Origin of the sequence: Exiguobacterium sp. s143, from assembly GCF_018618895.1 — a bacterium.
Taxonomy (GTDB): Bacteria; Bacillota; Bacilli; order Exiguobacteriales; family Exiguobacteriaceae; genus Exiguobacterium_A; species Exiguobacterium_A abrahamii.
The window spans coordinates 890,599-902,314 of sequence record NZ_JACSMX010000001.1 but is presented as its reverse complement, the minus strand read 5'-3'; the positions used below and the strand labels follow the sequence as shown (position 1 = coordinate 902,314).

General features: G+C 44.5%; 9 protein-coding genes. 6 read left to right on the top strand and 3 right to left on the bottom strand.

Going from position 1 to position 11,716, the window contains the following annotated elements; translation table 11 throughout:
• The first annotated feature begins 55 nt into the window (after positions 1–55).
• Positions 56–3,667: a DUF5057 domain-containing protein gene (locus KNQ03_RS04950; RefSeq protein WP_214723754.1), complete on the top strand. Its 3,612-nt coding sequence runs from the start codon at positions 56–58 to the stop codon at positions 3,665–3,667.
• Between the two features lie 15 nt (positions 3,668–3,682).
• Entirely contained in the window at positions 3,683–4,369 is a 687-nt protein-coding gene (locus KNQ03_RS04945; RefSeq protein WP_214723752.1) for an ankyrin repeat domain-containing protein, read from the top strand.
• Positions 4,370–4,417: 48 nt separating this feature from the next.
• Here KNQ03_RS04945 and KNQ03_RS04940 read toward each other — a convergent pair whose 3' ends face one another.
• From KNQ03_RS04940 to KNQ03_RS04930, 3 genes are read right to left on the bottom strand one after another with little or no spacing between them, the layout of a single operon-like run.
• A complete protein-coding gene (locus KNQ03_RS04940; RefSeq protein ID WP_149427682.1) occupies positions 4,418–5,989 on the bottom strand; it encodes a type IV pilus modification PilV family protein in 1,572 nt (523 codons plus the stop codon).
• Between the two features lie 18 nt (positions 5,990–6,007).
• On the bottom strand, positions 6,008–6,628 hold the full coding sequence (locus tag KNQ03_RS04935; protein WP_214723750.1) for a PilW family protein: 621 nt from the start codon (positions 6,626–6,628) through the stop codon (positions 6,008–6,010).
• Positions 6,591–7,118, bottom strand: coding sequence for a prepilin-type N-terminal cleavage/methylation domain-containing protein (locus KNQ03_RS04930; RefSeq protein WP_214723748.1), 528 nt, complete (start codon positions 7,116–7,118; stop codon positions 6,591–6,593). The genes KNQ03_RS04935 and KNQ03_RS04930 overlap by 38 nt, the downstream gene beginning before the upstream one ends.
• A 229-nt stretch (positions 7,119–7,347) precedes the next feature.
• On the opposite strand from KNQ03_RS04930, the gene KNQ03_RS04925 reads away from it, so the two are divergent.
• Genes KNQ03_RS04925 through KNQ03_RS04910 form a run of 4 tightly spaced genes read left to right on the top strand, consistent with a single transcriptional unit; the run spans position 7,348 to position 11,716 of the window.
• Positions 7,348–8,670 carry a G5 domain-containing protein gene (locus tag KNQ03_RS04925; protein ID WP_251140235.1) on the top strand — a complete coding sequence of 441 codons (1,323 nt, stop codon included), beginning with the start codon at positions 7,348–7,350 and terminating at the stop codon, positions 8,668–8,670.
• 15 nt (positions 8,671–8,685) lie between these two features.
• Positions 8,686–9,000 (top strand): hypothetical protein, encoded by a 315-nt coding sequence (locus tag KNQ03_RS04920; protein ID WP_029342268.1) that lies wholly within the window; start codon positions 8,686–8,688, stop codon positions 8,998–9,000.
• Positions 9,001–9,008: 8 nt separating this feature from the next.
• Entirely contained in the window at positions 9,009–10,673 is a 1,665-nt protein-coding gene (locus KNQ03_RS04915) for a GspE/PulE family protein (protein WP_214723746.1), read from the top strand.
• Positions 10,670–11,716: a type IV pilus twitching motility protein PilT gene (locus tag KNQ03_RS04910; protein WP_214723744.1), complete on the top strand. Its 1,047-nt coding sequence runs from the start codon at positions 10,670–10,672 to the stop codon at positions 11,714–11,716. The genes KNQ03_RS04915 and KNQ03_RS04910 overlap by 4 nt, the downstream gene beginning before the upstream one ends.

The following is an 11,716-nucleotide window of genomic DNA, read 5'->3' as shown; positions in this document are numbered from 1 at the left end:
GAAATGGGGGAGTATAGTCCCATATCTCAATGACACGATGAGGAGACGATAAGTGATGAAACAGTGGGTCCGTCTAGCCTTAGCCATCTTACTGATTTTTTCAAGTTTTACGTATATACATGAGCCACATTCCAAAGCGGCAACCGGTGAAAAATTTAAGATTTTAGAGATTCGTGATGATTGGTCGACGACGAACCGGATTGATCCGGGAACGACCATTACATCGTTGTCACTGTTAAAAGACTTGAATACTAGTCAATATGAAATCAAGATGATGACGGTCAAAGAGTTGAATGCGTCTCGTTTTCCACTTGATGGCGCATTTGATGCGATCGTTTTTGATCCGTCTGTTTTTACGGGAGAAGATCGGTATTCTGTCAAAGTATCTGATACTTCCAAAAAACATAATACGAGTAGAATTGAAAATGATATTACGCAGTTAAAAGCGAATGAAATTTTGACGTACTATATTCAAAAAAGATTACCAGTCTTTTTACACGCTGATGTGTTAACACATGAAACAAGTAATTTCACTTCGATTTTTAAGCAAAGCACGATATCGGGTGATGCAATTGTTTATACAGATACAAAACAGGCAGTTCTTCGATTGCAAGAAGAAAAAATCGAGCGACCGCGCTTAAGTAAGGTAGCAGTCTCGCAAGATGGACTTTCATTAATGAGTGTAGATAAAAGAAATATGGCTGTTCCAAACAAATCAATTGAATTTGCATACGAAGTCACAAATGTATATTCTAATGAATTTTCTGTAGACTTATATATTGATTTTGATAGTAACGATCAATTTGATGAATCAGAAAAAGTTATACCTTGGGCTAAAGAGATGAAAGGTACTTCTGGAAAAATTTCATACACCTTTGATACTCCTAGTTATACGGGACCAAGAAACTGGAAACTTAAAATTAGTAATAAAGATGGACTTGTAGATTACAAAAGTGGTAGTTTCTTGATGCAGGACCAAGAAGCTAAAGCGAAAATTTTACAAGTCACGCGTTCTGGAACGACCGGTTCAATCAACGGTTTTATGAACTCAGGAACTTTACTAAAACAAGATGGGTTATATGACTTTAATGTAGAAGTCATTTCTGCGGACACGTTTAACAAAACGTATGCCAGTAAAAATATAAACACATCCTATGATATGCTAATCTTCGGTTTTCAAGATTCGTATGGTGCAGCTTCACTCAGTGACCCTGCATCAGATGCTATTCTTAACTTCACGAATACGGGGCAAGGATTGATGCTGACACATGATACGATCTTTAGACCGGCACAATCCAGCAAACCAGAGCTATTCTGGGAAACAAAGTTTGCAGATCTCGCAGGTCAAAAGAATTTTACGAACATGGGGTACGCGGCACCTCGAACATCTGGTCAAGCTGTCAAACAAAATGCTGGGGTCATGACTTCCTATCCATTTGCCCTGGCTGATACGGTTGCTATCGCAACGACACACAATCAATACTTTGGTCTGGATCTTGAACAACCGGACTTGATTCCATGGTATAACATCCGTGAAAACAACCTCAGTAGTTCTAATCAGGCTGCCGGAAGAACAATTGGTGATGCACGCAACCACTATTATATGTATACCAAAGGAAACGTTACGTATTCAGGAGCAGGGCATACTTCGAGCTTTAATCAACAACAAGAAAAAGAACTATTCTCAAACACGATGTATCGTGCTTTCATTGGTGCGAACCATAAGCCTTTAATCAAGAATATCTTACCAACGGATAAATCAAGTTACCTCGAGAACGAACCGTTGACGATCTCGTATCAAGTCAACGACTACGACCTACAAGATCGTGAGTTAAAGACGCGCATCTACATTGATGATGAGAAAGTTTTTGAAAACAATAAATTGAAAAATAACTCGTTCGTTAGTCAATCATTCGATTCAAAGCTCAAAGGGAAGACGAGTGTGACGATCCGGATTGAAGCAGAGGATCAACGAGGAGCCAAAACAATTGAGACACGAACGGTTCAAGTCGTTCGTCCGGCTGCATCTATGCCTTTCGTCCTTTCGCGCTCGATTGATCCAGCTACGATTCCAAAAGGGGAAACAGCGGATATCACCTACGCCGTCAAAACGTCTCCGATGATGCAAAAGGATGCCATTGGTAACAACGGATACATCATGGGACAATTCTCGGTGACAATGGAGAATATCCTTTTCAACGAACAATTTCCGAGTAATCTTGAAATTTTATCAACGACTGGTCTGACTGGAGCGAATATTACAGGACAGACGATTAAAGGGAAACTCCCGGATATCGAATATGATGAGGCGATTTCAGGTGTTCATAAAGGGGAATGGATCGCAGATCAATCAGAAGTGACATTCACTGTCAAAGTACGTGCCAAAGATACTGCAGGCGTTCATGTGCTTGATAAAAAAGATAATACGCTGACATCAACGAAAAACGTCTACCGAGATAAAAAGAATGGAAAAGATAAATCAACAACTGTCACCAATGATCCACAAGCTTTTCCGACGATTGGTTATGCACTGACACCATCCTATGCGACAAGTGCGAAAATTCCGTCCGTCAAGATGGATATCACGACACCATCATATAAGGTTTTACCAGAAATCAGCCCTATAGGTAGTCAGTACGGCACGTTAAAATGGTCAATCGTAGATTCAGAAATCGCATCCATCGATGAAGCTGGTGTCATCAAGCCGAAAAAAGTCGGGACGACACAAATTAAACTCGTCGTACCAGTCGGAAACGGTAAAGAGTTGACGGCGACTTCTGAACTTGTCATCAATGATGTGTTCGGAGGACTCATCGTCCGAAACGTGCCAGATACGTTATATGTCGGCGAAACAAAATCAATGACAGGAATCGCTTCGATGGTATCGGGAAGCAATACGCCGATTCAGTGGATCATAACGAATGATTCGCGTGTTACGACAAGTGGCTTAACTAAGAATACGTTGGAGTTGACAGGAAAGACACCAGGCACAGTCACGGTCAAAGCGGTCGTACCTGCGACAGCTGGAAGCTCGACTTATCTTGCCCAATCAACGACGTATACGATTCAAGTGAAGTTGCCGGAATTATCCGTTTCCCCAAGTAATCTGGAACTGTGGGTTGGATCGAATCAAGATGTAACGGCGACATTCAATCCGAACTATCCATTACCATTTACGACTTCAACTGTTAGTAATGCAATTGAATTGAAACAGACGGCATCGGGTTATACGATTACGGGTAAAACCGGTACACCAAACGGACCGGTCGAAGCGTTACTCACATTGACAGATTTCCCAGATACAGTCGCGAAGACGCTCGTACGGGTACGTGAGAACCCACTTAATCTGACAGCCGATGATATCGCGATGACGATGAAGGATGATAAAAAATCACCGATTCTGCGCTGGTTCCCAGTGACGACGACAGAACGCTTCTATCGGTTGGAAGTGCTTCAGGGTAAGGAATACGTCAAAATTGATCCGACAGGACAAGCGCTACAACCACTTCGTCCAGGTGTGGCACGTATCAAAGTAACGGCATTAAAAGAAAACAAAGATGTGCTCGAAGTCATGAAAGATAATCAAAAAACACCACTAACGACGACATTCAAGGTGACGATCGGTTCTGAAGCAGGAACGTCAGACTTGGATGGAGATGTTTATTAAGAAGTGGGGACATATATGAAACGCAAACGAATCATTGTCGTCCTCTTGATTTTAATCATTATTGGAATCGGGGGAGCGATATATGTTACGAAATCAAATCAACAAGCAGCACTCGAGCAAGGACTGCGTTCAGAAAAACCAGAGCGACTTGCGAACGCATTAAAAGATGCTTCTTTATCAACAAAGGAGAAAAATCGTTACATCCGTCGCTTCCAGGAAACACTCGCTTTTGACAAAGCAAAACTCCTTCTTGATGAGCAGACCGTAAAAAATAAAGCGAACTGGTTTTATGCGGCGCAGTTCGCGCCGCGTAGCACGGTCGCTGAATGGTTGGCAGAAGGTGCAAAAATCAGCCAATTGAATGCACAAGGTCAGTCGGTTCTTCATGTTGCAACGAGTGTGAATCGATCGATTGATGCGTATGCTCTTTTGATAAAAAAAGCGTCGAAAAAAGAGCTCAATCGGATCGATGACTTTGGTCATACACCACTCTTTTATGCGACACTGGATCAAAATGAGGCAGCGATTGAACTGTTGTTAGAAGCAGGAGCTGATTCGAATCGTGGGAAAGAGAAACCGGTCTATGAAACGGTCAAACAAAATCGAAAAGATTTGTACGCCATGTTAGAACAGAACGGTGCAACGGTAGAAAGCAAAAAGGTGAAAAAGCTCGCTAAGGAATACCGAGCAACAAAATTCTAGTCAAAAAAGAGTCATTCGTCGCAAGCGAATGACTCTTTTTTATGTATGTTACGGTTGAACGCGTTTTGGTGTTTCGACATACAATTGGACCGCTCGATTAAGTGGAAGTAAGGCTGTTGGATTTTTTAATACCGTCGCATCATACGCCATACGTAGACGGGATGCTTCAAAGTCAGATGATTTGTTAGCGACCATCAGTTTTTCGAGTTCTCTTACGTTTGCAGGAAACGCATTTTCTGGTAAGTCCAATTTTCCACGATAGGCGTTGACTTCTAGATTACCCTTCGTAAAAATACCACCGCGTACATTCATCGTCGAACCTACAGAGTAAATCGTATTTTTTTGATTGTCATCACTATATAGAAAGGCATTTAAATCAGGTGTAGTCGTTTGGGGCGTCGAAAATTTATTGACGCGGTTAATGACGAGATTTCCTTTACTGAGTAAAATCAATGTATTTTGTTTAGCTGTTGAAGTCAGCCCTTGAATGTTTGCGTCATCCAGACGACTTGTTCCGGTTGCATAAATCGTCGTTGCAAATCCAACATTTCCTCGAATCAGTAAGTTGCCAAGAACGACGAGAGGACGCTTGATCTCAAGCGGCTGGGTCAAAGGGTTCAAGGAAGAGATCGTTAAGTTCCCGTTAATGATTAAAGGTTCGAGTGTTTCTTGAACAAGATCATCTGTCAATGTCACGGTATTGCCTGTGTTTAATGCTGGACTAATCATTTGTCGCTTTGTATCAAGTTCCGTTAAAAAAGGTCCCGTTAATATAGATTGTGGAATCGAGGAGTTTTTCAATGTAGACGCGACTTGTGTAAGAGGCGTATTCACCGGTAGTTTCAGAAAGTCGTTCAACGCATAATCAAAATCGAACGGAACGAGTGTTTCTTTCGTTGATACTAGCTCTGTTGCACCTTTCGGATCAAAAATCGTTTTATCACACACAAGGTAATCTCCGCACTTCAGTAATGGCTGATTCTTCTCTTGAAAAACGCGTACCTGACCTGCGATATAAGGAAGTGCTTTGGTATTAGTAAAGGTTCCATCCTCGTCGTTGTATTTAAATATCGGGGTCGCAGTTGCTTGCAGGGCGTTGCGGGAAAAAATATTACCTTCGATCAAGGGAGCGCCATTTAAGATGACTTGATCATCTGAACCTAACGTATAGTACAAAAAACTAGGAATCGCAGACAAATAGACACGTTGTCGATACGTTTTTTTGATTGCTGGCTGATCGCCTTTTTGTTTTGAAACTGTCGCTGTTAAATCAAGCGCTTTGACACGAACGTTCGATGCGGCTTCATTTAGCTTGACGGTCACGTTCGGAACGATTGTTTTTAAGGGTAAGACGATAGAGCTGTCGAGATTCTCAAATAATGCTTGAGAAGAAGTCGTTGGTGAAGTCCCAGTCGTCTTTGAAACGATATTCTGGAGGGAGGCGACTGCTAAATCAAGATCATTTTGTGTCGTCGTCTCGACATCGATATCCGTCTCGCGGATTTCGGTTAGGCGAGTTGACTGTAAACTGATGCCAATCGTCGCAACAGCGAGGACAGACAGGACGGTTAAAGTCACAAGAACGAAAAGTAGTGTATAGCCTTGTTCGGATTTACGCATACCGTGTTCCTTTCTGAGTTAAAATCCAATCGTACTCGTGAAGGTCTGGACTTCTTCTTGATCTGTCGATTGAATTGTAGTTGTAATCGTTAAAATACCGTGAATGACGTAGCGCCCCGGATATGTTCCTGATGTAATGGTTTGATACTCGGGACTCGATAACTTGAACGTTTGAAGTAATTCCGTTTGGTCGTCGATCGACTGTGGTGTCGATTCGTACATTAGTTCGGTGCCGTCCGAGGTTTGTTCTGCGAACGTATAACGGACGGGTGTCGCTTCCTTCTCTGAAGCAGATGATTCTTCTGTTGCGTTAAAAGGTTCAAATCCACTGGCGCGTTCAAGTAATCCAGTGTCTGCGTTCAAAACAGGAAGTGTTCGTTTATAAAACGATAACTGTTTTGCTTCATCGATCCGAATCGCATCAAATCCACCGATTTCGTTTAATATGATGCCGACTCGACTATCAGCTTCACTACGCAGTTCACTGATGATTCCAGTTGCCCGAAAGCTTTTCGTACCAGAGATGAACACAGTCAGGATGACAGCACTGAAAATCGAGGCAATGACGATGGCGACGAGTAGTTCGACGAGCGAGAAGCCGTCATTTTGTTGTCGGAAAACTTTGATTGAGCGTCGCATTCGTAATCGATCCTTTCAATGATGTAATCGGTTCAGTAGTTCCTTCTATGTAGACGAATACATGGAGGTCAAGAAGATTCGGATTAACGACTCCTTCGAGTTTCCGAGGGGTCACACTGTATTTGACTTCAAAGGCAATATTATTGATTTCAGGATTAGTAAAGATTGATGAGCAAATAGCCGATAGTTCACAAGAAGGAGACGTAGGCTCTGGAATGACATATTTTCCATTCAGATAAGTAGCTTTGTCTGCCTGTTTTGATAAAGAACTGAAGGCGAAGGGTTCGTCACTTGTCGCTTCTATAGCTTCTCGCTTGATATAAGAGGTTGCGTTTTTGGCCAAATAATTCGCAAACGTCAACTCCGTACTGTCGCGTGAGGCAGCTAGTGACTGAGAAAAAATGCTGATCAGAGAGACCGATATAATAGATAAGATCGTAATACTGACTAATACTTCGATTAGCGAAAAACCGCCTTGCTCGCGTTGCATGGATTCACCTCTACTTCATGATAGATGAGGATGAAAGATCCTAAATGATTTTTCTAGAAAATCAAAAACAGCACCTATTCACAGATCATGAAAGGATTTGTCAGGATAGGACTTATGTTTCATCATAATATTCATTATAATGGAAATACTAGGCACCTGAAATGATTAAATTCATACAGAAAGGAAACAGATGATGATTAATCCGAAGCGTTTTGCTATACATACACTTTTGCTACTTGTACTGGTAGCCCTGATTTACGTACCATCGTTTGCCTTGATTTCCTTTACCGGTAAAGCAACGGCACCTACGACGTTTTCTGAGACGGCACGAATTGGATCGGTTCCAGTTAGTGGCATGGATCGAAAGGAAGCACAATCGAAAGTTGAGAAAGCGATCACGGAGTGGACGAAGAAAACGCCTCTGACGACTGGAACGGGTGAAGAGACGACACCGATTCCAACAGAAGTCGTGACGATCAACGCCGCTGATTCTGTCAAAAAAGCTTCTTTGAAAAAAGGTGGAGACTTGATGGTAACGGTAGATGAAGCATCGTTTGAGAATTTTTTAGCGACGCAGCCAATCAGTTACTCGGATGAGCAACTCGTTGCCTTTAAGACATGGTTAATCGATACGAGTAAAACGTTACAGGAAGGAAACTTTGATCCTGCTCAATCGGAAGCTGCAGTCGATCCAACAGGTGAGGTCGTTTCAACGGTTTCATTCTCGACGCGGTCTGCTGCTGAAGAACAGATGATCACGGCAATGATGAATGTGGAAATCAAGCCGGGACAATTAATGAATGTCAAGACGTACGGTATGGATGCAGTCGCAGGCTCGTATGTCGGTAGCAAGTTATACGAACTGTTCGCAAAGACGCCATTTGAAATCGTCGAACGGATGCCGCATACGGTATTACCAGACGGTATCACACTAGGATATGACGTCAAAATTGATGAAAAAACAGATTTTGCCGTTCGTAATACACAAGCATCAATTTATCGTGTCATTGCGACCCAAAATGGAAGTGATGTCACGCTTGAATTGCGAGGCACACCGTTCAAGGAAACAGTCACGACCGTCCTTGAAGGCGAAAAAACGATTCCATTCCGGACGATCACACGTTATTCTGCAACGCTTACAGCTGGAACGACGAGTGATACACAAGCGGGAGAAGAAGGGAAATCGATTGAAGTCTATCGCGTGACGAAGACGGCTCAAGGTGAGAAGAAGCAGTTATTGTCTCTTGATTTCTACGCAGCCATCCCAGCAATCGTCACAAAGAGTAGTCAAGAAGAACAAGCACCTGTCGTCGTACCTGAACCGGAAGACGACACGAACTCCGATGATTCGACGGATACGAATGATTCCAATGATTCAACGGATACAAATAATGACCAAACGACGGATGAACCGCAGACAGATGGCATTGAGACGCCAGATACACCAACGTCTCCGACAAGTCCGACGTCACCCGATACACCTGATAGTAACGAAACGGGTGATCCTGCTTCACCAGTAGAAGGTGAAACAACAGGGGAACCTGTCGGATAAGAAGGAGGAAAAAAGATGAACTGGACGACGATAGCAATTGAACTCGGTATCATCATCGGTCTAGCGACAATCATCTGTGGTCTGATGTTTGCAGTGACGATCCCTTACGTGACGACCGTGACGACAAAAGCGATTTTATCCGTTGCGGCGATCTTGATCGTGACGTTGATCTACTTCAGCATCCAGCTCGACTGGATTACGAACCCACTCGTTTTAGTCGGAATTGTCGTCTTGTGTCTGTTGACGGCAGCAGTGACGAGTGTAATGGATGAAAAACATCAAAAACCGGATGTGTTAGAGGAAGAAGAAACATGGCACGCGGAAGGATGACACGTTAAATGGCAATGAAACGAAAACGTTTAGGGGAAATGTTGATCGAAGAAAGCCTCGTGACGGAGCAACAAGTCGAAGAGGCGTTGACGGTCAAACGATCGACCGAAAAACTCGGGGATGCACTGCTTCGACTTGGTCACTTGACGGAACAACAATTATTAGAGGCGCTACATCACCAATTGAAGATTCCGATCATCCAGCTGTACAACTATCCAGTTGATGTCGCCGTCACGAAACTGATTTCAAAAGACCTCGCACAGCGACATACACTAGTCCCGGTCTACCGGGAAGGAAATCGTTTGTTCATCGCTATGGCGGATCCGATGGATTTGATCGCGATTGACGATTTGCGGATGCAGACCGGTCTATCAATCGATGTCGGAATCGCGACGCGTGACGAAATCAGACGAACGATCCTGAAATACTACGACATTGATTCGTCGTTACGGGAGCTACTCGAATCCGATGACATGATGGAGTCGAATCAATCCCGTGATGTCGTGACACGTGAAGATGCACCCATCATCCGACTCGTCAATCAAATTTTAGAGAACGCGATTGCCCAGCGTGCATCGGATATTCATATGGATCCGCAGGAAACTTCGATGACGATCCGGATTCGGATTGATGGAGAATTACGAACGGAGAACAACTATCCGAAGCAGATCCAAAGCATTCTGACGACCCGGATCAAGGTCATGAGTGAACTCGATATCACCGAGTCACGCTTGCCACAGGATGGACGTATTAAATATGTCTTTAATGGATTACCGTATGATTTCCGTGTCTCGACCTTGCCGACCGTTTACGGCGAGAAGGTCGTTATCCGGATTCTTGACAGCTCGAACTCGAACATCTCGATTTCAAAAATCGGTTTTAGTTCGCGGAATGAATCACAGTTTCGGGAGATGCTGAAGCGCCCGAACGGCATTATCTTGATCACCGGTCCGACCGGTTCCGGGAAATCGTCGACGTTATATGCTGCGTTAAATGAGTTGAATGACGAGTCGCGCAACATCATCACTGTTGAAGATCCGGTCGAGTACCAGGTCGATGGGATCAATCAAGTTCAAGTCAACGCGAAGATTGGGTTGACGTTTGCGAGTGGTCTTCGCTCGATCCTTCGTCAGGATCCGAACGTCGTCATGGTCGGGGAGATTCGAGACATCGAGACGGCTGAGATTTCGATTCGTGCTTCGCTGACAGGACACTTGGTTCTTTCGACTTTACACACGAACTCTGCCGTTAGTTCGATCACGCGATTGATTGATATGGGTGTCGAACCGTTCCTTGTTGCTGCTTCTGTCAGTGGATTGATTGCACAACGACTCGTTCGCCGTGTCTGTCGCGATTGTGGCGAAGTCCATCCGATTTCAAAACGAGAACAAGAGTTATTTGATCAAGAGGGAATTGAAGCGACGACGGTCATGCGTGGACGCGGCTGCTCGTCTTGTAATATGACAGGGTACCGTGGACGGGTTGCGATTCAAGAGGTCATTATGGTCGACGAAGTGTTACGCCGGATGATCATGAACCAATCGACGGAAAGTGATATCACAGCGTATGTCAAGGAACAAGGTCAACGGTTCCTCCTTGCAGATGGTCTATCAAAAGTCGCGGACGGGATTACGACGACAGAAGAGATTTTACGGACGGTGATTTCAGAATGAACAGTACGATGGAACGGGCACAAATCGAAGATATTTTACGCTCATCAAAAGAACGAGGGGCGTCCGACGTTCACTTGACAGCGGGATCACCGCCCGTCTTTCGGATCAACGGAACGTTGACACCTTTCGGGACAGAGAAGATGAAACCAATCATCATTGATGGATTTGTGCAGTCATTGATCACGGAAGAGATGTATCTACAGCTGAAGCAGGACCGGGACATCGATTTTTCGTTCGGTGTGACCGGTGTCGCTCGGTACCGGGTCAACTGTTTTTATCAACGAGGCGCTTTGTCGATGGCGTTTCGGACGATTCCGACCGAGGTGCCGACGCTTGAGCAATTAGCATTGCCACCTGTCTTAAAACGATTCTTAACGAAACCACACGGCTTGATTCTCGTGACGGGTCCGACGGGTTCCGGAAAATCGACAACACTTGCAGCGATGATCAATGAAATCAATCAGACAATGTACAAACGAATCATTACGCTTGAGGATCCGATTGAATACTTACATAGTCATCATAAAAGTCTGATCGATCAGCGGGAAATCGGGATCGATGCGCCACGTTTCGCGACCGGGTTACGGTCAGCACTCCGTCAAGATCCGGATGTCATTTTGCTTGGAGAGATGCGGGACCTTGAAACGATCGCGACCGCCGTGACAGCAGCAGAGACAGGTCACCTCGTCTTTGCAACGGTCCATACGTCGACGGCTGCCTCGACAGTCAGCCGAATCATCGATGTTTTCCCGTCAGAGCAACAAGATCAGATTCGGGCTCAACTGGCGAACGTTCTTGCGGGCGTCGTCTCGCAACGCCTGATGCCGCGTTCAGACGGTTCAGGACGCGTCGCAGCCCTTGAGATCATGGTCGATACACCAGCTGTCTCGAACTTAATTCGGACCGGTAAGGAATATCAGATTCAATCCGTCCTGCAGACGGGTAAACAATACGGCATGCAGACGATGCAGATGGCATTGCAGGATCTCGTCAGTCGGGGATTGATTCCGGCTTCTGCTGCATCACCGTATATATCGGGGTGA